At 61.0% G+C, this 23,336-nt stretch carries 21 protein-coding genes and 1 CRISPR repeat array; of the genes, 10 read left to right on the top strand and 11 right to left on the bottom strand.

Annotation, left to right across the window (positions count from 1 at the left end; genetic code table 11):
* The first annotated feature begins 18 nt into the window (after positions 1-18).
* From csy1 to cas6f, 4 genes are read left to right on the top strand one after another with little or no spacing between them, the layout of a single operon-like run.
* Positions 19-1,305, top strand: coding sequence for a type I-F CRISPR-associated protein Csy1 (gene csy1, locus CRO06_RS11870; protein WP_097058516.1), 1,287 nt, complete (start codon positions 19-21; stop codon positions 1,303-1,305).
* Positions 1,298-2,284, top strand: coding sequence for a type I-F CRISPR-associated protein Csy2 (gene csy2 / locus CRO06_RS11865; protein ID WP_014995869.1), 987 nt, complete (start codon positions 1,298-1,300; stop codon positions 2,282-2,284). The genes csy1 and csy2 overlap by 8 nt, the downstream gene beginning before the upstream one ends.
* 18 nt (positions 2,285-2,302) lie before the next feature.
* Complete coding sequence (gene csy3 / locus CRO06_RS11860; protein WP_097058515.1) at positions 2,303-3,340, top strand: type I-F CRISPR-associated protein Csy3; 1,038 nt, start codon at positions 2,303-2,305, stop codon at positions 3,338-3,340.
* 3 nt (positions 3,341-3,343) lie between these two features.
* Positions 3,344-3,907, top strand: a complete 564-nt coding sequence (cas6f, locus tag CRO06_RS11855) for a type I-F CRISPR-associated endoribonuclease Cas6/Csy4 (protein ID WP_097058514.1) — start codon at positions 3,344-3,346, stop codon at positions 3,905-3,907.
* Between the two features lie 129 nt (positions 3,908-4,036).
* A CRISPR array of direct repeats spans positions 4,037-5,924; the repeat unit is 28 nt; unit sequence GTTCGCTGCCGCGCAGGCAGCTAAGAAA.
* A gap of 228 nt (positions 5,925-6,152) precedes the next feature.
* Here the strand turns inward: cas6f and CRO06_RS11850 are convergent.
* From CRO06_RS11850 to CRO06_RS11820, 7 genes are all read right to left on the bottom strand, one after another.
* Entirely contained in the window at positions 6,153-7,352 is a 1,200-nt protein-coding gene (locus tag CRO06_RS11850; RefSeq protein WP_097058513.1) for an acyl-CoA dehydrogenase family protein, read from the bottom strand.
* Positions 7,353-7,360: 8 nt separating this feature from the next.
* Positions 7,361-8,977: a class I adenylate-forming enzyme family protein gene (locus CRO06_RS11845; protein ID WP_097058512.1), complete on the bottom strand. Its 1,617-nt coding sequence runs from the start codon at positions 8,975-8,977 to the stop codon at positions 7,361-7,363.
* 10 nt (positions 8,978-8,987) lie between these two features.
* Complete coding sequence (locus CRO06_RS11840; RefSeq protein ID WP_022996233.1) at positions 8,988-9,695, bottom strand: ABC transporter ATP-binding protein; 708 nt, start codon at positions 9,693-9,695, stop codon at positions 8,988-8,990.
* Positions 9,695-10,462: an ABC transporter ATP-binding protein gene (locus tag CRO06_RS11835; RefSeq protein WP_218839888.1), complete on the bottom strand. Its 768-nt coding sequence runs from the start codon at positions 10,460-10,462 to the stop codon at positions 9,695-9,697. The genes CRO06_RS11840 and CRO06_RS11835 overlap by 1 nt, the downstream gene beginning before the upstream one ends.
* Complete coding sequence (locus tag CRO06_RS11830) at positions 10,462-11,751, bottom strand: branched-chain amino acid ABC transporter permease (protein WP_026948596.1); 1,290 nt, start codon at positions 11,749-11,751, stop codon at positions 10,462-10,464. The genes CRO06_RS11835 and CRO06_RS11830 overlap by 1 nt, the downstream gene beginning before the upstream one ends.
* A 10-nt stretch (positions 11,752-11,761) precedes the next feature.
* Positions 11,762-12,703 carry a branched-chain amino acid ABC transporter permease gene (locus tag CRO06_RS11825; protein ID WP_026948597.1) on the bottom strand — a complete coding sequence of 314 codons (942 nt, stop codon included), beginning with the start codon at positions 12,701-12,703 and terminating at the stop codon, positions 11,762-11,764.
* 77 nt (positions 12,704-12,780) lie between these two features.
* The gene (locus tag CRO06_RS11820; protein ID WP_022996229.1) at positions 12,781-14,013 is read right to left on the bottom strand and encodes a branched-chain amino acid ABC transporter substrate-binding protein; all 1,233 of its coding nucleotides are present in this window, start codon (positions 14,011-14,013) and stop codon (positions 12,781-12,783) included.
* A 227-nt stretch (positions 14,014-14,240) separates the two neighbouring features.
* On the opposite strand from CRO06_RS11820, the gene CRO06_RS20280 reads away from it, so the two are divergent.
* A complete protein-coding gene (locus CRO06_RS20280) occupies positions 14,241-14,939 on the top strand; it encodes a GntR family transcriptional regulator (protein ID WP_022996228.1) in 699 nt (232 codons plus the stop codon).
* Here the strand turns inward: CRO06_RS20280 and CRO06_RS11810 are convergent.
* From CRO06_RS11810 to CRO06_RS11795, 4 genes are all read right to left on the bottom strand, one after another.
* Positions 14,936-15,640 (bottom strand): SGNH/GDSL hydrolase family protein, encoded by a 705-nt coding sequence (locus CRO06_RS11810; RefSeq protein WP_097058511.1) that lies wholly within the window; start codon positions 15,638-15,640, stop codon positions 14,936-14,938. The two genes, CRO06_RS20280 and CRO06_RS11810, sit on opposite strands and share 4 nt — an antisense overlap.
* Before the next feature lie 17 nt (positions 15,641-15,657).
* Positions 15,658-17,277, bottom strand: a complete 1,620-nt coding sequence (locus CRO06_RS11805) for a phytoene desaturase family protein (RefSeq protein ID WP_097058510.1) — start codon at positions 17,275-17,277, stop codon at positions 15,658-15,660.
* Between the two features lie 10 nt (positions 17,278-17,287).
* Positions 17,288-17,893 carry a TetR/AcrR family transcriptional regulator gene (locus CRO06_RS11800; RefSeq protein WP_097058509.1) on the bottom strand — a complete coding sequence of 202 codons (606 nt, stop codon included), beginning with the start codon at positions 17,891-17,893 and terminating at the stop codon, positions 17,288-17,290.
* A gap of 280 nt (positions 17,894-18,173) precedes the next feature.
* On the bottom strand, positions 18,174-19,211 hold the full coding sequence (locus CRO06_RS11795; protein ID WP_097058508.1) for an NADP(H)-dependent aldo-keto reductase: 1,038 nt from the start codon (positions 19,209-19,211) through the stop codon (positions 18,174-18,176).
* A gap of 227 nt (positions 19,212-19,438) precedes the next feature.
* Here CRO06_RS11795 and rplM point away from each other — a divergent pair, with 227 nt between their 5' ends.
* From rplM to CRO06_RS11770, 5 genes are all read left to right on the top strand, one after another.
* On the top strand, positions 19,439-19,867 hold the full coding sequence (gene rplM / locus CRO06_RS11790; protein WP_022996223.1) for a 50S ribosomal protein L13: 429 nt from the start codon (positions 19,439-19,441) through the stop codon (positions 19,865-19,867).
* 11 nt (positions 19,868-19,878) lie between these two features.
* Positions 19,879-20,274 carry a 30S ribosomal protein S9 gene (gene rpsI, locus CRO06_RS11785; RefSeq protein ID WP_022996222.1) on the top strand — a complete coding sequence of 132 codons (396 nt, stop codon included), beginning with the start codon at positions 19,879-19,881 and terminating at the stop codon, positions 20,272-20,274.
* A gap of 526 nt (positions 20,275-20,800) precedes the next feature.
* Positions 20,801-21,388 carry a ubiquinol-cytochrome c reductase iron-sulfur subunit gene (gene petA / locus CRO06_RS11780; protein ID WP_022996221.1) on the top strand — a complete coding sequence of 196 codons (588 nt, stop codon included), beginning with the start codon at positions 20,801-20,803 and terminating at the stop codon, positions 21,386-21,388.
* Positions 21,385-22,665, top strand: a complete 1,281-nt coding sequence (locus CRO06_RS11775) for a cytochrome b (RefSeq protein WP_022996220.1) — start codon at positions 21,385-21,387, stop codon at positions 22,663-22,665. The genes petA and CRO06_RS11775 overlap by 4 nt, the downstream gene beginning before the upstream one ends.
* A complete protein-coding gene (locus CRO06_RS11770) occupies positions 22,665-23,321 on the top strand; it encodes a cytochrome c1 (RefSeq protein ID WP_022996219.1) in 657 nt (218 codons plus the stop codon). Before CRO06_RS11775 ends, CRO06_RS11770 begins: the two co-directional genes overlap by 1 nt.
* Positions 23,322-23,336: the final 15 nt, after the last annotated feature.

Genomic DNA, 23,336 nt, shown 5'->3' with positions numbered 1-23,336 from the left:
TAGGGAGGGGTAGGTAAGATGCCTGAATTAGAAAGTGCTCAGTTGCATTCGGTGATTAAAGGGTTTCTTAAGGAACGGTTAGCAGCTAAAGCAGAGAAGCTGGCTCCGGAAGACCCGAAACGTGAGGAGCTCGTTGCTCAGTACGAGCTGGAAACCTGGGTGGCCGACGCGGCACGCCGTGTCGGTCAGCTGCAGGTGGTTACTCACTCGCTCAAACCCCTCCATCCGGACGCTAAGGGTTCTAATCTCTATGCGCCACCGGAAAGCCTAGTTCCTCACTCGCTGGTTGGCAGCCATCTGCTCCCCGAGGATTTTGACGGCGATGTGGTGGGCAACGCAGCGGCCCTGGATGTGTATAAGTTCCTTAAGTTGGAACATGACGGGCGCTCTTTTCTGGACCGGGTATTGGAGGGGGATCCAGCCCTGACGGCTGCTCTGAGCAAGGACCCGGAACAGGCCAGGGAGTGGATGACTTCCTTTGCCGCCATCACGGAGCCCCGAGGTGGTGAAGCGTCCCATACCCATGCCAAGCAGGTGTACTGGCTGGTAGGTGACGACCCCGGAGATGACGGAAGCTTTCATCTGCTTGCCCCCTTGTACGCTACCTCTTTGGCTCATCGTGTTTATCAAACGATCAATGAGGACCGTTTCGGTGAGACCACCAAGGCGGCCCGGCAAGCCCGGCGGGACGGCCGCTACTGGGAAGGCGGATATCGGGATTACCCCAATATCGCCGTTCAGAAGTTCGGAGGTACCAAACCCCAGAACATCTCCCAGCTCAATAGCGAGCGGGGTGGCAGTAACTATCTGCTTGCCTCGCTTCCGCCGACATGGATCGACAGTGGTACTAAACCTCCGCTTTTCACGGATTCGGTGTTTCCCCGTTTTGGCCGGCGCAAGGAGGTGCGTCGGCTGTTGTCCGGGCTGCGCCGCCTGTTGATGTCGGATGCGGAGCCGAATGCTGAAACTCGAGATCGCCGTGATGAGTATGTGGGGGCCATGATCGATGAATTAGTGGCCTTCGCCAGTGGCTATTCGGTGCTCGAGCCGGGGTGGAGTGACTCGCCGGATTGTCGCCTTGTGGATGTGGAAGCGCTATGGCTCGACCCCTGGCGTGATGATGAGAGCTTTGCTCAACGCCGGGAGCAGGGCGACTGGGCGCAGGAGGTTCGGCATCGCTTCGCGACTTGGCTGAATAGCCAGTTTGGCAAATCCCTGCCACTCGGGGATGCGGAATTCGCGTTCTGGCAGAAACAACTAGCCAAGAGGTTGAACGCGCTGCAGGAGGACCTGCCCTATGTCTGATGTACGTAACCTGCTGATATTGCCGCATTTGCGCATTCAGAATGCCAATGCGGTTTCCAGCCCGATGACCTGGGGCTTTCCGGCCATGAGTGCCTTCGTGGGGCTGATGCAGGCTCTGGAACGCAAGCTGCCGGAGACTCTGGATCTGGAGTTCGACGCGGTAGGCGTTGTCTGCCACCACTACCAGGCTCAAGCCACAGAAGGCGGCTTCACGCGTGCCTTTCATTTGACTCGCAACCCAGTGGATAAGACGGGAGCCACGGCGGCGATTGTCGAGGAAGGGCGTATCCACCTCGACATTACACTGATCTTCTCGGTTCAAGGGGGGGCCTGTGCCGGCGAAGGGGCGGAGCTGGGTCAAGTAGCGAACGAGATCGCCGGGATAGTGGCGGGTATGCGCGTCGCGGGCGGGAGTGTTATGCCGGCTCTGAGCGGCGGCCGGCCATCCAGATTGAAGCCTGAATTAATACAACTGGATGACAACGCGGAGGCTCGGGCCATGCAATTCAAGCGCTTGCGTCGGCGGTGCCTGCCTGGGTTTGTTTTGGTGTCACGGGATGACCTGCTTCAGCAACATCTTGATGAACTGCGCTCTGTGAACCCGGAGTTTTCCATGCTGGACGCTTGGCTGGACCTGTCTCGTCTGAACCATACCTGCCGGTTGGAAACCACCACCAACAGCCAGGGTGAAAGTCATGACGCCGTGGAGTGGGAGGTACGTCATCGGCCCGGTTGGATCGTGCCCATCCCTGTGGGCTATGGCGCCCTGTCCCGGCTTTACGATCCTGGTGAAGTGGCTCGGACGCGGGATGCGTCGACCCCATTCCGGTTCGTGGAGAGCCTGTATTCCGTTGGTCAATGGGTCAGCCCCCACCGCCTGGAGCGGCCAGAGCAGTTGCTCTGGTATGTGGATAACGACCTGGACTCGGGGCTGTACCGGCTCCGCAATGACTACAGAGATAAACCCATTACCGCTTAACGAAAGGGGATACCCATCATGGCCAAGAACGATAAACTCAAAACCGCATCCGTGCTTGCTTTCGAGCGTAAACTGGACCCGTCCGATGCGCTGTTTTTCGCCGGGCAATGGTCGCGGCGCGACCAGGTTGGCGAATGGCCGGCGGTCACTATCCGGGAAAAGTCGGTTCGGGGGACCATATCTAATCGCTTGAAAACCAAGGATCAGGATCCGGCCAAGCTGGACGCCGCTATCGAGAATCCCAATCTACAAACCGTGGATGTGGCGGCCTTACCCAGCGAGGCGGATACCCTTATGGCTCGTTTCACCCTACGGGTGCTCAGCGGCGCCGGTAAGCCTTCGGCTTGTAATGACTCTGATTATCAGGCCAGGCTGCATCAGGCAGTACAGGGCTACGTTGCGGCGAACGGCTTTACTGAGCTCGCGAGCCGCTACGCCTATAATCTGGCGAATGGCCGCTTCCTGTGGCGCAATCGAGTGGGGGCCGAGCAGGTTGAAGTACAGGTGCGGTTAATGGAGCAAGGTGAGCCGGCTGAAATCTGGACCTTCGATGCACTTTCCCTGTCTCTGCGGGGGTTCGAACCTACCGAGGAGGCAAAAACCTCTCTGCAGGCGCTAGCAGGGTGTATCACCGACGGGCTGTCGGGAAGTCGTCATGTGCTACTGGAAGTGGTGGCCTTCGCCCGCCTTGGAGCCGGACAAGAGGTGTTCCCTTCCCAGGAACTGATTCTCGATCGTGGACGTGGTGACAAGAGCAAAACGCTGTATCGAGTCGGTGAAACTGCTGGGATGCACTCCCAGAAGCTGGGTAATGCCATCCGTACCATCGATACCTGGTACCCCAAGGAGGAGGACGAGAACTTGGGACCCATCGCGGTGGAACCCTATGGGTCGGTGACGACCCAGGGCAAGGCTTATCGCCAACCCAAGCAAAAAGCCGACTTTTACTCCCTTCTGGATAGCTGGATGCTAAAGGACCAGGCACCCACGGTGGAGCAGCAACATTTCGTGATGGCCATCCTGATTCGTGGTGGGGTGTTTGGAGACGCGGGGTGAGATATGGACCAGTATATTGATATCCGGATACTTCCCGATCCGGAGTTTACGTCGACCATTCTCATGGGGGCGTTGTACGGTAAATTGCACCGCGCTTTGGTCAAGCTTCAGTCTGATGACATTGGTATCAGTTTCCCGGAGCACCAGCGGCGGCCGAAATCCCTGGGTGGTGTCTTGCGTCTGCACGGCAGTGCCGCGGCTCTGGATCATTTAATGAGTCAAGATTGTCTGGCCGGCATGCGTGACCATATCCAAATGACAGGGTTGGCTCCGGTGCCAGGCAATGCCAAGCATCGTGTGGTCCAGCGCCGCCAATTCAAGACCAATGCGGAACGTCTCCGGCGTCGCCGGGCGCGGCGTCACGAGGAAACTCTGGAACAGGCTCGGGAGCGAATCCCAGACACGGTGGAGCGCAAGGTTGATTTACCCTACGTGACGCTGCGTAGCCAGAGCACGGGTCAGGACTTCTGCCTGTTTATAGAGCACGGTGACCTGCAGGCACACCCGGTTACGGGCCGCTTCAGCCGCTATGGCCTCAGCCCTACCGCAACGATACCGTGGTTCTGACCCTTTTTTTGATTCCAATTAATACTTTCCGAAAATCAATAACTTACGTCACGCTCCAAAATTTGGGGTGTGGCGCTTCTTTTTAGCCTTGTTCTTTAAAAATCAGGGAGTTAGATTCGTTTGGTTCTAGTTCGCTGCCGCGCAGGCAGCTAAGAAATCCCGCGGCAGCTCGACGTTATCCCGCATGAGGTTCGCTGCCGCGCAGGCAGCTAAGAAAATAGGAAAACCCGACGCCCAGCCAGGGGTCGCGTTCGCTGCCGCGCAGGCAGCTAAGAAAGCCGGTTGCTCGTGACCGGCTCCGGCTGAGAGGTTCGCTGCCGCGCAGGCAGCTAAGAAATTGTCGGCAGCGCTGGTGCCGCCCAGCCATGCGTTCGCTGCCGCGCAGGCAGCTAAGAAAGGGCTGTTTGAGCACAACACTAAAGCGGGGGTGTTCGCTGCCGCGCAGGCAGCTAAGAAAGGCTGATCGTGCCCAGGTTCGAGCATGACGCCGTTCGCTGCCGCGCAGGCAGCTAAGAAATGATAGCGAATGGCCCGCTGGCTTATCTAGAGGTTCGCTGCCGCGCAGGCAGCTAAGAAATGTCGCGGCCGTCCCACGGCGCTGACTCAATCGTTCGCTGCCGCGCAGGCAGCTAAGAAAGATATGTCGGCGCGAGAGACGTTGACGCAATCGTTCGCTGCCGCGCAGGCAGCTAAGAAAAGGTCCAGAGGGTCCAGAGTGGCGGCCAGGTCGTTCGCTGCCGCGCAGGCAGCTAAGAAACTCCGGCAACGGCATCTTCAACCGTGACAATCGTTCGCTGCCGCGCAGGCAGCTAAGAAAAGCTCGCCGGTGATGTGAAGATCGTTCCAGTCGTTCGCTGCCGCGCAGGCAGCTAAGAAAATCTACCGCGAAGCATTGGCGCGTATCGGACAGTTCGCTGCCGCGCAGGCAGCTAAGAAAACACCCACGTGGCTTGAGGAACCGATAAGGAGGTTCGCTGCCGCGCAGGCAGCTAAGAAAAACGGATGACGTGATCCTGACGTTGGCCAGGAGTTCGCTGCCGCGCAGGCAGCTAAGAAATGAGTCAGGTCCGTTTCATCGGACTTTGCCATGTTCGCTGCCGCGCAGGCAGCTAAGAAAGGCGCCGGCAGGGTGATCGGACCGGAGGAGTTGTTCGCTGCCGCGCAGGCAGCTAAGAAAACTGATTTCGGCAGGCGCGTCGGCTGAATGTGGTTCGCTGCCGCGCAGGCAGCTAAGAAAAGGAACGGGTAGCTCTTGTGTCTGGCGCGGATGTTCGCTGCCGCGCAGGCAGCTAAGAAATTCCAGCGCGCTGTTGTACAGGTCGGAGTCGTGTTCGCTGCCGCGCAGGCAGCTAAGAAAAGCTACGCGCAAACCGTCGTCTGAGCGAGCTTGTTCGCTGCCGCGCAGGCAGCTAAGAAATCCGATGGGACGAGGTGGAACTATGCGTCCAGGTTCGCTGCCGCGCAGGCAGCTAAGAAAAAACGAGAAAACCGGCCACTTCCGGAGCGCTGGTTCGCTGCCGCGCAGGCAGCTAAGAAAAGGTGCTGGCTCGACGTGCCGAAAAGGCCAAGGTTCGCTGCCGCGCAGGCAGCTAAGAAAATGAATGACGCCAGGGGCGTTTTGCCGCCGCCGTTCGCTGCCGCGCAGGCAGCTAAGAAAGCCCGGAACGGCAGGGCTGACATAGATGATCTGTTCGCTGCCGCGCAGGCAGCTAAGAAAGTCGATCGGCTAGGGGTAAGACACCTGGACGAGTTCGCTGCCGCGCAGGCAGCTAAGAAAAGGAAGGCAAACAGCACCAGTGCAATGACGGAGTTCGCTGCCGCGCAGGCAGCTTAGAAATCCCGAAGCTCACCGGACAACAGTCGCACCATGTTCGCTGCCGCGCAGGCAGCTTAGAAAAGCTGGTGACGTGGTGGTTCTCCGTCCTCGATGTTCGCTGCCGCGCAGGCAGCTTAGAAAAGACCCGAGAGCTGCGTGAGCGGATGAAGACGGTTCGCTGCCGCGCAGGCAGCTAAGAAAAGGGTCCTGCGGATCGGTAGCGAGGGTGAGCCGTTCGCTGCCGCGTAGGCAGGGAGAGAAGTGCAGGCCATGTTTATTGATAGTCATAAAGATGTCTGCTTTTAAGCAGGGGGTGAGTCAGGGCGCCAGGGAGGGGCGATCCTGAAAGCATGAGTTAAGGCCGGTGTCATTGCCCTTGGACCGCTCCCACAAGACGATCTTGTGAGAGCAGTTAGGCAGAGTGCTTGATTAACGATACCGCGCCAGTTCCAGCCGGCCGATCTGGTTGCGGTGCACTTCGTCGGGGCCGTCGGCCAGGCGCAGCATGCGCGCGTTGGCGTAGGCTTTGGCGAGGCCGAAGTCGTTGGTGACGCCGCCGCCGCCGTGGGCCTGAATGGCCCAGTCGATGACACGGGCGGCCATATTGGGGGCGGCCACCTTGATCATGGCGATTTCCTTGCGCGCCACTTTGTTGCCGACGGTGTCCATCATATGGGCGGCGTTGAGCACCAGCAGCCGGGTCTGATCGATGAGTATGCGGGATTCGGCGATGCGTTCCAGGGTCACGGTTTGTTCCGCCACCGGTTTGCCGAAGGCGACCCGTTCCTGGGTGCGTTTGCACATTTTCTCCAGCGCCCGTTCCGCCAGGCCGATCAGACGCATGCAGTGGTGGATACGGCCGGGGCCGAGGCGGCCCTGGGCGATTTCAAAACCACGGCCTTCGCCCAGCAGCATATTGCTGGCGGGTACGCGCACGTTTTCGAAACGGACTTCTCCGGTGACGTCCGGCGTGCCGGAAAAGCCGAAGACGGGTAGCGGGCGGACGACGGTAATGCCCGGGGTATCCCGGGGCACCAGAATCATGGATTGCTGTTTGTGCCGGTTGGGGTTGTCCGGGTCGGTCTTGCCCATGAAGATGAAAATCTTGCAGCGCTCGTCCGGCGATCCGGAAGAAAACCATTTGCGCCCGTTGATGACGTAGTCGTCACCGTCACGCACGATGGCGCTTTGGATGTTGGTGGCGTCGGAGGAGGCCACGTCCGGCTCGGTCATGGCGAAGCAGGAGCGGATCTCGCCGTCGAGCAGCGGCTGCAGCCATTGTTTTTGCTGCTCCGGGGTGCCGTAGCGGGCCAGCACTTCCATATTGCCGGTGTCCGGTGCCGAGCAGTTGAATACTTCCGGCGCCCACATTACCCGCCCCATGATTTCGCACAGGGGGGCGTATTCCAGATTGGTGAGTCCGGCGCCGTGTTCTGATTCCGGTAGAAACAGGTTCCACAGTCCGGCGGCGCGGGCTTTCGGTTTCAATTCCTCGATCACCTCCGGCCAGTAGTTACCGGCGGCGAGTTCTTCTTCGTAGCGCGCTTCGTTGGGGTGGATATGTTCGTCCATGAAGGCGTTGAGTTGGGCGATCAGGGCTTGCGTTTTTTCCGGGTAGGCGAAATCCATGGTGGTTCTCAGCAGGGTTCGGTTTCGGGATGGGCGAGGCGATCGCGCAAGGTGGTCTTCATCACTTTGCCGTTGGCGTTGCGCGGTAGCGGCTCCCGTTGCAGATGAACAAAATCGAGGACTTTGTAGTCGGCCAGACGTTCAGCACAGAAGCGGCGGAGCGTGTCGGCATCCAGGTCGCTGTCCTGACTGCTGACCACCGCCAGAATCTTTTCGCCAAGCACCGGGTCTGGCACGCCGATCACGGCGCACTCGGCCACGGCCGGGTGATAGGCGATGGCGTTTTCCACTTCGATGCAATAGATGTTGTAACCGCCGCGAATAATCATGTCTTTCTTGCGATCAAAGATGCGCACATAGCCATCGGCGCTGATGTCACCGATGTCGCCGGAGCGCCAATAGCCGCCGACGAAGTTCTCCGCGGTGCGTTCCGCATCCTGCCAGTAGCCGGGAATCACCACCGGCCCGGAGATCCATAACTCCCCGGACTCCCCCGCCGGCCGCTCTTGGCCTTGTTCATCCATGATGCGGATATCCACGCCATCCAATACCCGTCCGATGCTGTCCAGATGCTCCAATTGGGCTTCCGGTGGCATGGCGGTGACGGCGGTGCAGGTTTCCGTGGCGCCGTAGGCATTCATTAATTGCAGGTGTGGCAGCCGCTGGCCAAACTCGACGATGGTCGATTCCGGCATGGGGGCACCGCCGAATGCACCGACCCGCCAACTGCTCAGATCGAGCGTGTCGAAGTTGGCGCGCATCAGACACAGCTTGTACATGGCTGGAACCATGATGGTGCTGGTGGCGTTTTCATCGGCGACCAGTTGATTGAATTCGGCGGCGTCGAATTGCGGCATGATCAGGGTGCAGCCGGCCATGTGTGCCATGGTGAAGATGATGCCCATCAAACCAGTGACGTGGCTGCCGGGAACGGCCAGGACGGAGCGCTCGGCGAAGCGCAGATCCATGGTTTTTTCCCACAGTTTGACGGTATGAGCGATATTGAGGTGGGTCTGCATGGCGCCCTTGGGGCGGCCGGTGGTGCCGGAGGTGTAGAGCAGAACGGCGGTGTCTTCCTGTCCGGGTCGGGCCAGCGGCAGATTGGTGTCGGGGCCTTCAAGCAAAGGCTCGAAGGGGGAGGTGCCTTCGGCGTCGCCTCCGACCGAGAACAGAGCGGTCAGATCCCCGGTGGCGCCGCCGTCGTGCAGCCGCTGCACCAGGTCGGCTTCGGCGATAGCCACCTTGGGCGCGCAATCGGAAAAAATATAGCCGAGCCCGGCGCCTTGTTCCCGGGCGTTCAGGGGAACCGCGATGGCGCCGAGCCAGAGCGCGCCATAAAGGCCGTACATCAACGCCGGGCCGTTGCGCAGCACCAGCGCCACCCGGTCCCCGGGACGCACGCCAAGTTCATGGAAGGCGGCGGCGACCCGCGAGGCCCGCCGTGCCAGTCGGCGGTAGCTGACGCGTTCGCCCTCGACCACGAAGGCATCGCCGTCGGGATTGCGTTCCAGGGCGGATTGCAGCATGGCTTGCACCGAGACTGGCCGCTGCTGGAAGCAGCGAATGACACGGCCGCCGAAGTGCGTTTCGTAATGCATGTCGAAGCGATTGGTGGGATGGTTCACGCTGCTCTCCTCACGCCACTTCCAACCAGTCGCGGCGAATGTCATCCCGCGCCTGCATGTCGGCGGTGGAACCGGTGAAGACGATCTGGCCGTGTCCCATCACCAGTACATGGCTGGCCACGCGCAAGGCCATGGTCATCTTCTGTTCCACCAGCAACACACCCACGCCGCGCTGGTGAATGTCACGGATCACGTCCATGACCACTTGCACGATCATTGGCGCCAGTCCTTCGGTGGGTTCATCCACCAGCAGCACCAGTGGATTGCCGAGCAGTGAACGGCAGATGGTGAGCATTTGCTGTTCGCCGCCGGACATGTAGCCGGCTTTCTGATTGCGGCGTTCACGCAGGCGGGGGAAGTACTGGTACATATCCTCCGCCTGCCAGCGAGGGGCGCCCTCGGCGCCGGTCTGCATGCCCATCATCAGGTTTTCTTCCACGGTGAGGTTGGGGAAGACCTGACGTTCTTCCGGTACGTAACCCAGGCCGCGCCGGGCGATGACATGGGCCGGACGGCCGGCCAGATCCTCGCCGTTGAGTGCCACCTTGCCCTGGCTGGGAGGCACCAGACCCATCATCGCTTTCAAGGTGGTGGAGCGGCCGGCGCCGTTGCGCCCCAGCAAGGCAACGATGCGCGGTTCCGGCATGGTGAAACGCACGCCGTGCAGAATATGGCTCTTGCCGTAATAGGCGTGCAGATGGTCGATGTCCAACAGCATCAGTGTTCCTCCTCCTCGCCCAGGTAGGCGCTTTGCACCTCCTGATTAGAGCGAATCTCCTCGGGACCGCCGGTGGCGAGAATGCGGCCGTAGACCAGCACCGAGATGCGGTCGCACAAACCAAATACCACGCTCATATCGTGCTCCACCATCATCAATGTCTTGCCTTCGGTGACCTGGCGGATCAACTCCACCATGTAGGCGGTTTCGTCCCGGGACATGCCGGCGGTGGGTTCGTCCAACAAGATCACTTCCGCGCCGGTGGCCAGGGTCATGCCGATCTCCAGCGCCCGTTGCTCCGAGTAGGTAAGGTCCGAAGCCAGGTTGTCGGCACGGTGGTCCAGGCGCACTTGTTGCAGCAGAGCATGGGCTTCGTCATTGATGGCGCGCATCGGTTTGATTCGCCGATACAGGTTGAAGCGAATGCCGTGCCGGGCCATGACGCCGATGCGGATGTTTTCAAACGCGCTCATACGGCTGAACACATTGGTGATCTGAAACGACCGGGTCAGACCGCGACGGCTGATCTGTTCCGGTTTCAGACCGCTGATGCGCTGGCCGCGCAGATAGATCCGCCCGCCGCTGGGTCGATGCTCGCCGGAAATCAGGTTGAACAAGGTGGATTTGCCGGCGCCGTTGGGGCCGACCAGGGCGTGACGTTCACCTTGCTTAATCGTGAGGTCCACGCCGCGCATGATTTCCAGGCCGCCGAAGTGTTTTTGCAAGTCGTCGATAACCAGGACGTCGGGCTGCATTGCGGTGTCCATCAGTGGCCTCCTTCCATCAGTTCCCGCGGGGCGGCGGCGATGTCGCCGTTGTCATCGTCGTCGTCCTTATCCCATAACGTTTGGATGCGGGCGAAGGCGCGACGCAGCAGGTACAGACCGGGCACCAGCAACAGCACCGGGAACAGCCACGTGAAGGGATGGAACACCTGCCATTCCCGGGCGAACACCGTGTACGGCGCATATTCGCCGGTGCGGGCCACCGCCGCCGCGTACTCCCGGGACAGCACGATTTCCAGACTCTGCACCACGAACACGGTGGCGCAGGCGACCATCAAGCCGGCCAGGGTGGCGAGCGCGTACGGGGCGGCCAGCCGCTTCCAGGGCAAGGCATGGCGTTGTTCGATGTGAGCCTGGATGACGCCGCCGATGCCCTTGGGCGCGAACAGCATGACCAGCACGAAGATGATGCCCTGATAGAGCATCCACGAGTGGGTGACGCCCGAGACCACGAAAGTGAACAGTGACAGCACGCAAGCGCCGACGATCGGACCAAAGAAGATGGTGGAACCGCCAACGAAGGTATGCAGCACCACCAGGGCCGAGACCTGGGTGCTGAACACACTGTAGTTGGCGGTTTCGTTGGAGATTGCCATGAGGCTGCCGGCGACACCGGAGAACATGGCGGAGATGGCGAATACCACGATCTTGGTGCCGTGGGCGTTGAAGCCCATGAAGCGGATGCGCTGCTCGTTGTCGCGTAATGCCAGGGTGAGCCGTCCGAAAGGCGTGCGGGTGTAGGCGTAGAGCAGGCCGATGCAGATCACCACCCAGGACAGCGTCAGGTAATACACCTCCAGCGTGGAGCCGAAAGTGAAGCCGAGCGAGGGCATGCGCATGGACGATAATCCGGCTTCGCCGCCGAACATTTCATCCCAGTGCGGCGCCAGGGAGTGCAGCAGTTCCGCCAGAGCCAGGGTCACCAGCGCGAAATAGACGCCGGAACGCATGGTGGCGAAGAAGCCGGCCAGGGCGCCGCACAGCAGGCTGACGGCGGCACCGGCCAGCGGCAGCAGCACGGTGGGGAAGGGGATATCCCCGTATTCCACCGACTGCATCAGATGGATCACGGTGAAGGCGCCGACACCAAAATAGGCGGCGTGACCGAAGGACAACATGCCTCCCTGGCCCACCAGAAGATTGAAGGCCGCGGCGAACAGGGCGGCGATCAAGGCGTTGATCAGAGCGTACTGCCAGCCGGTGCCGAGCAGGGGCGGCGCGATGATCAGCAGCGCCAGCAGGGCCAGGATGGCAATCAGGGCGTATCGCATCGTGGCCTCCTCAATTCTTTGAACCCATCAGGCCGGCTGGACGCACCAGCAGCACGATGAGCATCAACAGGAAGGGAACGGTGGCGGAAATCGAGGACAGCGGCATGGTCACCAGGCCGCCCAGACTGTTGGCCCAGTCTCCCAGGCCGATCAGGCTGAACAGTGAAGCCAGCGACCAGTCCAGGCCCACCGCGAAGGAACTGAACACGCCGATCAGCAATGAGGCGATCAGCGAGCCGGCCAGGGACCCGAGCCCGCCGACCACCACCACCACGAAAACGATCACGCCCAGCTCCAGGGCCATGTTCGGATTGGTGGGAAAGAACGCGCCGGCCACCGCGCCGGACAAGCCGGCCAGGGCCGCGCCGGCGCCGAACACGCCGAGGAACACCATGGGCACGTTATGCCCCAGCGCCCGCGCGGTGTCCGGCAGGCGTTCGGCGGCACGCACCACCATGCCCACGCGGGTGCGGGTCAGTAGCACGAACAGCACGATGAACATCAACAGCGCCACCAGGCCGATGAACACGCGATAGAACGGATAGTCGGTACCGAACAGATTGAAAATGGCGAAATTGAGGTAGTCCGGACGCTGATAATTCACCGGGAAGTCGCCGTAAAACAGCTTGATCAACTCCTCGAAGATGAACACCAGGCCGAAGGTCAGCAGCAGCTCGTGGGCGTGGCCATGGGCATGCACCCGGCGCAGCATGTAACGCTCGATGAACATGCCGATGATGGCCACCAATAGCGGGGCGACGATCAGCCCCACCCAGAAATTGAACAGGCCGGAAAGGGTGTAGGCGAAGTAGGCGCCCAACATGTAGAACGAAGCGTGGGCGAAGTTGAGCACGCCCATCATGCCGAAAATCAACGTCAACCCGGCGGACACCATGAACAGGAGCATGCCGTAGATGACGCCGTTCAGCGTGGAGACGATCAAGAACTCCATGCGTCTCTCCCGATGTTGTTATCAGTATGGCGGCCGGCTCCCGGGGAGGCGCGGCCGCGGAATCAAAGCGGGATGGGTTATTTCGGGCGCCGCATGCGGCAGCTGTCCTGGGCCGGATAGATGGCGTCCTCGCCGGCCACGGTCTTGATCGGCTTGAAGCCCAGTTCGGTGCCGTCCACCGGGTACTTGACGCCGCTGGCCACCTGGGACACCACGATGGGGATCACCGCCTGATGATCCGCCTTGCGGACATGCATGCCGCCCAGACCGTTATCGAAGGTGGTGTTTTCCATCGCCAGGGCAATTTCGTTGACGTCGATATCGCCGCCGTCGAAATTCACTTTTTTCAGGGCTTCCGCGAACAGCCCGACGCCGTTCAGAGTGGTCGGTTCGATGAACACCGGATAGTGACCGGTGGCTTTCTTGTAGGCTTCGGTGCCGGCCTCGTCGAGCAGTTCTATGTTGCTGCTGTGGGCCACGTAATGGCCCTCGGCCACATCACCGGCGTTGGCCACATTGCCGGGCTGGTCCATGAAGATGGTGCCGAAGGTGATATCCAGGTTGGCGTCGCCCACCGCCTTCATCAGCAGCAGCAGGTCATTGGACCAGTTGCCGGTGATCACGGAATCCGGATTTTCCGATTTGATGCGGGCCACGAACGGGGAGAAGTCCTGGATCCGGTTCACCTCGTGGAGCACCTTGTCCACCACCTGGTAATCAAACCGGTCCGCGTTGTCGACGATGGCGGCCTCCATGTCGCGGCCCCAGGAGTAGTTCTGGTTGATGGAATAAACGCGCTTGCCCAGATCGCCCTGTTCGGACATGACCTGCATCAGCGGGACGGTGCGATAGGGCGCCGTGGTGGTGAAGTGGAAGGCGTGGAAATGACACTTCTTGCCGCGCAGCTCCATGGCCTCGGCACCGACATTGATATAGATGATCGGATTGTCGGGGTTACGGATATTGTGCTTGCGCACGTCTTCGGTGACCTGGCCGCCAATCGCCGAGGAAGCGCCCTGAATAATGACGTGAGCGCCGTCGGCGGCGGCTTCGCGGAACTTGGTGGCGGCGCCGGAGGTGTCGCCGGCGTTGTCGTACTCTTTCACCTGGATGGGTTCGCCATTGAAACCGCCGTTGGCGTTGGTCTGATCGATCACATACTCAGCGGCGGTGGCGATCAGGCGGCCGGTGGAGGTTTGCGGGCCGGACAGGGATTCGATGATGGCGATTTTCAGGGGTTCGGCCTGAACCGCGGGAGCGATGACGCCCAGAGCGGTGATGGCCGCTGCCGTGGTGATCCAACGTGGCATGGTGTGCCTCCTCAAATGGTTGTTGTGTTTATACGCCGGGCGTCGACGGCGCGCGGCGGGTAGTGAGGTGTTGCGTTTGTCTGAAACTAGCCCATGGACTATTGTGGGTCAATATCGTAGGACAATATTGCTAACATAATTCGAGGATGCGTGCCGGGCGAGGCCTCATTAAAATGCGCTGCCAGCCTGCTCCGGCCCCTAAAAACGATGATCAAGGACCGTTCCCCATGCGCAGAGCCGAAGACGCCACCCCGCCGGTCACGCCGCCGCTGAGTTCACCGGATGCGGTGATCCAGGCCATTTGCAAAGGCATTGGCAGCGGCCGTTATGTGCCGGGGCAGAGGCTGGTGGAAGCGGATCTGACCCGCGAGCTGGGGGTGAGCCGGGGACCGGTGCGGGAGGCGCTGAAGCGGCTGGCGGCGGAACGGATCATTACGCTGACCCGGCACAAGGGCGCCTATATCCGCTCGCTGAGCCGGGATGAAGTACGCGACCTGTTGCAGAACATCGAGGTATTGCTGGGGCTGGCGGCGCGGCTGGCGGCCCAGCGCATCGACCAGGCCGATCATCGCCAGCGTTTTGAAGAAGTTTTTGACGAACTGCTGGCTCACCGCCGGCGTGGGTTGAGTTTCGCCTATCTGGAGCAACGGGACCGCTTTTACGGTGTGATGATCGACATCGGCGGCAATCGGGAATTACCGCGTATGCTACCGGCGACCATGGTGCAGCTGCTGCGCCAGCAGTTTCAGTCCTACGACCAGTTCACCAACCCGCCGCGCCGCTTCCGCGAGTATCAGATCATGGGGGAGGCGATTCTGGCCGGCAATCCGAAGCGAGCGGAGCGCTGTACCCGCCTGCACATCCGCAGCTCCCGGCTGGCGATCCAAAGTCTGCCGGACGCGGCGTTTTACGGTAACGGGGGCTAGGGCACGTTGATGTTGTTCGCCACCGTTCGAGCGATAAACGCATAGCCTTGTTCGGACGGGTGATAACCGTCCTCGGCCAGCAGATCCTTGCCTTCAACGGGTGGATAAGCCAGGTGGTGTACGCCGGCCAGCGCGCGGGCGAGCTCTTGCTGCACTTGATCCAACCCCCGTGCACGCCAACCCAGCAGGTCTCGTAACGGCCGGGGCAGAGCGGTGAAACGCTGCATCGGAGGCACCGCCAGCAGATAAACCGGTAGCTCGGCTTTGTCCCGCCGTAGTTCGGCGATCAGCTCCGTCAATGCGTGGCGATAGCCGCGGCGCCGGGTCAGGCCGGTGGTGTCGTTGACGCCGAGGCTGATTATCACCACATCCGTCTCCGGCACCCTGGGCAGCTGCCCGATCAGCGCGGCGGCGCGAATGCCGTTGACGCCCACGGTTCGCCACAACACGGTGCGGCCATGGCGCCGGCTCAATTGCGCGGCCAAATGCGCCGCCAGGCCTTGTTGATGGTCACCAACACCGACGCCGGCGGCGGTGGACTCTCCCACCACCAGCAGCCGTAGCGCCGGTCCGGCCTCTCCGCTTTGGCCGCTGGGGGCGCCGCCCGCCTCCGGCAGGCGAGGGGTGGTCGCCCGAGTGCGTTTCGCCTGCCACAGCAGCCAGGGGGACAACAGCAACAGCGCCAGCCAGAAACGAATCATGATTACTCCATGAATAGTCAGCCCGCGAACATGGCCTTGGCCAACGGCAGGGCGCGCACGCCGCCCACCGAAATGGCGGTGACCAGCCCGGCGATCATGGCGCCGGCGACGCCGCAGGTAAGCACGTCCTGGCCGGTGAGATAGAGGCCGGGAATGGTGGTCTTGGGGCGCAGCCATTGTTGCTCGAACCGGTTCGGGTCATGGTTCAGGCCATAAATCTCACCGCTGGGGTAGCGGCAAAAATAGGCGGTGGAAAGCGGAGTGGACAGCTCGTAGTAATCGAGGTGCTCTCGCAGGTGCGGCATTTTCTCGAACAGTTTTTCCAGCAGCCGCTGGGAGAATGCTTCCTTGAGCGCGTCGTAATCGTCCCCCCGTTTGCCCCAGGGCGTGCCATCCCAGGCCTGGAACCATTCGTAGGGGGCGGCGGCGACGATCTCGATGGTGGCGCGGCCCGGATAGCGTTCGCTGAAGCTGGGGTCCTTGGCGCTGGGAAAGGAAATATAGGTCAGCGGAATATCGTGATCATCGGGGGCCGCCAGGGCTTGCTCCAGTTGCCGTTGATAGTCGCTGTCCGGGTAAATCCAGAAATTGGTTTTCGGCAGTCCCAGGCTGGCGGCGTCCGCGTTCAGACCCACGTACAGGCAGGCGCTGGCCATGGAACGCTGCACCCGGGTCAGCCGGTCCAGGTAGCCCTGGCGTTGCGGGCAGGCATCCGGCAACAGGTTCTGGAAGGTGTTGAAGACACCGGCGTCGCTGATGATCACCGGCGCGGAAACCACATTATCGTCCGCCAGCCTCAGACCGGTGGCGCGACCGTTCTCGATGACGATCTCCCGCACGTCGGCATAGGTGAAGACGTCGCCGCCGCCTTGCTGGATCACCGGGATAATGGTTGTGGCCATGGCCGAGGCGCCGCCCACCGGATAGAAACCGCCGTACAGATAATGGCGGGCGATGATGGCGTGGATCAGAAAGCTGGACTGTTCCGGTGGCAGGCCGTTGTCGCCCCACTGGCCGGTGAGCACCGCGATCAGCTCGTGATTGTCGGTCAGCTCACCCAGCACTTCGGCGGTGGGCCGGTTCAGCTTGCCGGCCCCGGTGAGACTCAGCCCCTTGGCCAGCAGTTTACCGGCGGCGCCGGGCAGCACCTTGGCGGTGGTCAGCACCTGGATCGCGGTGGCGGCCTTGGCGGTGAGCTTCATGTAGCGGTCGATGGCGTCGTGGTCGTCCGGGAACGCCCGCTTCAGGGTCTCGACGAAGGCCTTGGGGCCGGCCATCAGATCGTACTGCCGGTCGCCAAGGTGGATGCGGTCGTAGCAGGGATCCATCGGCGCCCATTGCAATTGGCCGTCAGTGATGTGGTCGAACAGCCGCTTCGCCAGGGTGTGATCCTTGCCCACGTCACCGATGTAATGGACGCCCACGTCCCATTCGTAGCCGTTGCGCTCGTAGGCGTGGGTAAAACCGCCGGCGGTGTAGTGTTGCTCGAACACTGCGACCTTCTTGCCGAGTTTGCTCAGACAGGCGGCGGCGCTGAGCCCGCCGATGCCGGAACCGATGACCAGAACATCATAGGGGCCTTGCAGGCGGTTGGCGCGGTAGCGTCGGCCTATTCGCAGTGTGCTGGGGCTGGGCATGGTGGGCTCCTCAGAGGGTGTTGTCATGGTGGGAAGGCGGGCCGCCGGGCAGCAGCAGCCGGGTGACCAGCGCCGCCAGGCCTGGTGCCTGCTGTTCGTCGGGCAGGTGGCCATCAATGGTCAGTTCGGCGAAACCGTGCACCAGGGACCAGGCGGCGGCGGTCAGCGGGCCGGCCGGCTGGCCGTTCAGGTAGCCGGCGTCGAGAGCGTCATCAATGCTTTGCTGCAATACGGCGAAGGCGCCCAGGCCAGCGGCGTCCAGGTCCGGATGGGCGCCGCGCGGCAGCAATTGGCCGCCGAACATCAGCCGGTACAGGTTGGGTTGGGCCTGAGCAAAGGCGATGTAGGCCTGGCCGATGCCGGTGAGCCGCTCCAGGGCGTCGTCCCGCTGAACCGCCAGCAGTTGTTGACGCAGCTCCAGGAACCCGTGCTCGGCCAGTGCGGCAAGCAGGCTGTCGCGATTGCGGAAATGCCGGTACAGCGCCGGCGCGGTCACCCGCAGGCGGCGCGCCAGGGCACGTAAAGTGACCGCCGCCGCGCCTTCCTCGTGAAGGAGGGCCTGCGCCTGTTCCAGCGCCTGACGGTACAAGTCGCCGTGGTGATAGGTGGAGGACATGCTGATCCCGATGTCGTGTTAACGGCGTTAACATTGCGCCGATAACAAGGGAGTCGTCAAGAGGGGCTTGGAAACATATACAGGGGGTGGCTACCAGGCCGCCACGCCAGCGTGCCATTCGCCAGCAGGCTGGCTCCCACAGATAATGCTACACAACCGCTGTGGGGAGCTTGCTTGCAAGCGAATGGGCAACGGCCCGGGGGCATTCGCGGCCAAGGCCGCTTCCCACAGCAATGGACCACGAAGCCGCTTTGCGAATTGCCCGAGCGCAGTTCGCGCGTCAGGGCGCCGGATAAGGGAAGCGGGTATGAATCGCTTCGATCTCCTTTTCCAACTCGTCATTCCAGTTCAGGTTGACGCTGTCCAGGTTCTCCCGGAGCTGCTCCAGGGTGGTGGCGCCGATGATGTTGCTGGTGACGAAGGGCCGGGTGGTGACGAACTGCAGCGCCAGTTGGGTGGGGCTGATTCCGTGTTGCTCCGCCAACTGACAATAAGCCTCGGTGGCGGAGATGGACTGGTCATTGGTGTAGCGGGAGAAGTGCTTGAACAGCGTCAGCCGGCCTTTTTCCGGCTGCTGGCCGTGACGGTACTTGCCGCTGAGCAGGCCGAAGGCCAGTGGGGAGTAGGCGAGCAGGCCAACGCCCTCACGGTGCGCTACCTCGGCCAGGCCCACTTCGAAGCTGCGGTTGAGCAGGGAATAGGGGTTCTGGATCGATACCGGACGCTCCAGGCCGATCCTTTCCGCCTCGCGGAGGAAGGTCATGGTGCCCCAGGGGGTTTCATTGGACAGGCCCCAGTGGCGGATCTTGCCGGAATCCACCAGTGCCTTCAGGCCGGCCACGGTTTCCGCGATCGGCACCGCCTGATCGTCCTCGCGATGCTTGTAGCCGAGGCGGCCGAAATAGTTGGTGGGGCGCTCCGGCCAGTGCAGTTGATAGACATCGATAACATCGGTCCGCAGGCGCTTGAGGCTGCCTTCCACGGCCTCTTGCAAGCTTGCCGGGCTCAGGCGCGGGCCGCCGCGGATATGTTTGACGTAGTCGCCGGGGCCGGCGGCCTTGGTGGCCAGCACCACCTTGTCGCGGTTGCCGGTGCGGGCGAACCATTCGCCGATGATGGTTTCGGTGCGGAAAGAGGTTTCCGGGCTGGCCGGAACCGCGTACATTTCCGCCGTATCGAAGAAATTGACCCCCTGTTCGAGGGCCAGATCCATCTGCGCGAAGCCGTCCTCGGCGGTGTTCTGGTTGCCCCAGGTCATGGTGCCCAGGCACAGGCTGCTGACTTTCAACTCGGTATGGCCGAGAAAGCGGTATTCCATGGTGGCTCCTTAATCTGTCCGGGTCTGTCCGGGCGGCTTTTCAGGTGTCTTTTCAGGTAAGAACGAGTCAGCTGACTATACCCAACAATTTCCCGTTTTCCGTGCTTGTCTTTACCCGGGCGCTTCAGTACAATTCGTGCCCTCTTGCCCGGCGGGCTTAACGCCGGCGGGTTCTCGGAACCCGTAAGCATCTGAATTTAGGGCACAAATTTTTAGGGAAGACTCCCATGAAGACCTTCAGCGCGAAACCGGAAAGCGTAAAGCGCGACTGGTATGTGGTAGACGCCTCCGGCAAAACGCTGGGTCGGCTGGCTACAGAAATCGCCAGTCGTCTGCGCGGTAAACACAAGCCGGAATTCACTCCGCATGTGGACACCGGCGACTATATCGTGGTGATCAACGCCGAGAAAGTGGCGGTTACCGGCAAAAAAGCCAGTAACAAGATGTACTATCGTCATACCGGCTATCCGGGCGGCATCAAGGAAGCCAATTTCGAAACCCTGATCGGCAGCAAGCCGCAGCTGGTTATCGAGAAGGCCGTGAAGGGCATGCTGCCGCGTACTCCGCTGGGTCGCGCCATGTTCAGCAAACTCAAAGTCTACGCCGGCGCCGAGCATCCTCATGCTGCTCAGCAGCCGCAGCAGCTGGAAATCTAAGGGGTTAGTCGATGGCAACTGCAAACGCCGATTACGGAACCGGTCGTCGTAAAACCGCCGCCGCACGCGTTTTCCTGCGCCCCGGTAGCGGTAACATCACCGTTAACGGTCGCCCGCTGGATCAGTTCTTCGGTCGCGAGACCAACCGGATGGTGGTGCGCCAGCCGCTGGAACTGGTGAACATGACTGACCGTTTCGACGTCTACGTGACCGTGAAAGGCGGTGGCAACAACGGCCAGGCCGGTGCCATTCGTCACGGCATCACCCGTGCTCTGATGGAGTACGATGGTGAAATGCGCGGCGCGCTGCGTCGTGCCGGCTACGTCACCCGTGACGCCCGTGAAGTCGAGCGTAAGAAAGTGGGTCTGCACAAAGCGCGTAAGCGTCCGCAGTACTCCAAGCGTTAATCGGCACCACCGAATACCGCTCACGCTTGCGAAAAGCCCGGCATTGCCGGGCTTTTTTGCGTTCAAATCAGGGGTTTACCGGGCGTCTCTCCCCGGAATAACCGGTTGTAAGATGTGGGTTTTTTCTTTACCATTTCGGCCGCCTTACTCCGCCTGAAGCGTGAGCTCTGACCTCTCGTCCCGGTCCGGGACATCTTTGCCTGATCTGGGTCACTCCTGCGCTCCGACGGAGCCCGCTTTCGTTCGATTTGATCCGCCGTTGTCGGCATCATTCGTCCTGCGGGATTTAAATAACAAACCGGTTCGGTGTTGCCGTTTCTCACACCCTTGTTCGTCCGGGTCCGGGCCTTCCGCCCCTGCCTGACATAGCATTGGTGTGTGCCATGCCCTGGTGGTGTGGCTGGCGTGGCTCGACATTCCTGGCACAGATCCGGGTGTGGATGTGAAGCCTGGCATCCACCGGAAGAGCAACGCGGCGAACGATGGAAAAGACAGATGAAAACAGGCTCCAGGGGAGAAGATCTCAATGAGCAATGACGGCGTAAATACCAGCCGCCGTACCTTTCTGATCGGCCTGACATCGGCGATCGGGGCAGCAGGTGCGGTGGGTCTGGCGGTTCCTTTCGTGAAATCCTGGCTGCCTAGCGCCAAGGCGGAGAACGCCGGCGCCCCGGTCCAGGTCGATATCAGCAAGTTGGAATTGGGCCAGCGGGTGGTACAGGAATGGCGCGGGCAGCCGGTGTGGGTAGTGAATCGCACCGACAAGATGCTCGAAGGCCTGTCCCAGATCGAGGGTTCGCTGCGCGACCCCAATTCCGAGGAAGATCAGCAGCCGCCGTACGCCAAGAATCAGTGGCGCTCCATCAAGAAAGAATATCTGGTGCTGATCGGCACCTGTACCCACCTCGGTTGCTCCCCCCTGTATGAACAAGAGCCCACCGTGCAACTGGATCATGGCGGCTTTTTCTGTCCCTGCCACGGCTCCATGTTCGATCTGGCGGGACGTGTTTACCAAGGCGTGCCGGCTCCCACCAACTTGGTGGTTCCGCCGCACTCTTATCTGAGCGAGTCCGTGATCATCGTCGGCTCTGAAGAAGGGGAGACTCAGGCATGAGAGTGGTGAATGGCTTGATCGACTGGGTGGACGCGCGTCTTCCCGTCGTTAACACCTACAAGAAGCACATGTCGGAGTACTACGCTCCGAAGAACTTCAACTTCTGGTACTACTTTGGGGTGCTCTCCATGGTGGTACTGGTGAACCAGCTGCTTACAGGCATCTGGTTGACCATGTTCTTCTCCCCCAGCCAGGGCTTCGAGTCCGTCGAGTACATCATGCGCGACGTGCAGTGGGGCTGGCTGATCCGCTATATGCACGCGGTCGGCGCTTCCGCCTTCTTCGCCGTGGTTTACATCCACATGTTCCGTGGTTTGATGTACGGCTCCTACAAGCCGCCGCGGGAACTGGTGTGGATTTTCGGCATGCTTATCTATGTGGCGCTGATGGCCGAAGGTTTCCTTGGCTATGTGCTGCCCTGGGGGAACATGTCCTACTGGGGCGCCCAGGTGATCATCTCCCTGGCCGGCGCGATTCCGTTCGACGTGCTTCCGTTCATCGACGCCAATGACGCCAAGGAAATCGGTGAGGCCCTGACCACCTGGGTGCGTGGCGACTACCTGCTGTCCACCGCCACCGTGAACAAGTTCTTCGCCCTGCACGTGGTGGCGATTCCGCTGGTGCTGGTGGCGCTGGTTTTCCTGCATATCCTGGCGCTGCATGAAGTGGGCTCCAATAACCCGGATGGCGTGGAAATCAAGAAGAACAAGGACGAGAACGGCATTCCCAAGGACGGTATCCCGTTCCACCCTTACTACACCGTCAAGGACCTGCCCGGCGTCATCATCTTCATGATGGTGTTCGCGGTGGTGATCTTCTACTTCCCCACTGGCGGCGGCTACCTGATCGAGAAGCCCAACTTCGCGCCGGCGGATCCGCTGAAGACCCCGGATCACATCGCTCCGGTGTGGTACTACGGCCCCTATTACGCGATGCTGCGTGCCACCACCATTGACTGGTTTATCTCCTCCAAGGCCTGGGGGCTGATCGCCATGGGCGGTGCCATCGCCATCCTGTTCCTGCTGCCCTGGCTGGACCGCCATCCGGTCAAGTCCATCCGTTACAAAGGGCTGCTGAGCAAGATCACCCTGGCGCTGTTCGTGGTGGACTTCCTGATTCTCGGCTATCTCGGGACCCAGCCGGCCACTGGTCTGGCGAAGACCGTGGCGCAGATCGGCACGGTGTATTACTTCCTGTTCTTCATCGTGATACTGCCATTCGGCCATCGATTCGAGAAATCCAAGCCGGTACCTGAGCGCGTCACGGGGGGTCACTGATGAAGAAGTTTTTTGCCGCCATTTTGTTCAGCTGTTTGCCGGTATTGGCCGTGGCCGCCGGTGGTCATGACGCTGAGTATGAGAAGGCTCCGGTCAATCTGCAGGACAAAGTGAGCCTGCAGAACGGTGCCAAGTTGTTCGTGAACTACTGCATGGGTTGTCATAGCCTGGAATACCTGCGTTATGGCCGTATGGCCGATGACCTGGGCATCCCGGATGAGCTGGTACTGAAGTATATGAACTTCACCAGTGATAAGATTGGCGATCCGATGCAGAACGCCATGGATAAGGACGATGCCAAGAAGTGGTTCGGGACCGCGCCGCCGGATCTGACCCTGGAAGCGCGCCTGCGGGACCCGGATTGGCTGTACTCCTACCTGATCGGCTTCTATGAGGACGAATCCCGTCCGTTCGGCTACAACAACAAGGTGTTCCCGAACGTCGGCATGCCGCATGTGATGGCCGGTATGCAGGAAGCCGTGGATGAAGAGGAATTCAAGGCCGCCATGGGCGATATCACCAACTTCCTCACTTACGCGGCGGAGCCGATTGCGCCCACCCGTGAGCGGATTGGTGTTTACGTGCTCGTGTTCCTTGCTATCCTTCTCGTACCGGCGTACCTGCTGAAGAAGGAATACTGGAAAGACGTTCACTGATCCACGAACGTCGAT

The organism is Alloalcanivorax xenomutans (assembly GCF_900217905.1).
In the GTDB taxonomy this organism is placed as follows: Bacteria; Pseudomonadota; Gammaproteobacteria; order Pseudomonadales; family Alcanivoracaceae; genus Alloalcanivorax; species Alloalcanivorax xenomutans.
The sequence above is the reverse complement of the archived record's forward strand: the minus strand, read 5'-3'. Positions and strand labels throughout refer to the sequence as shown.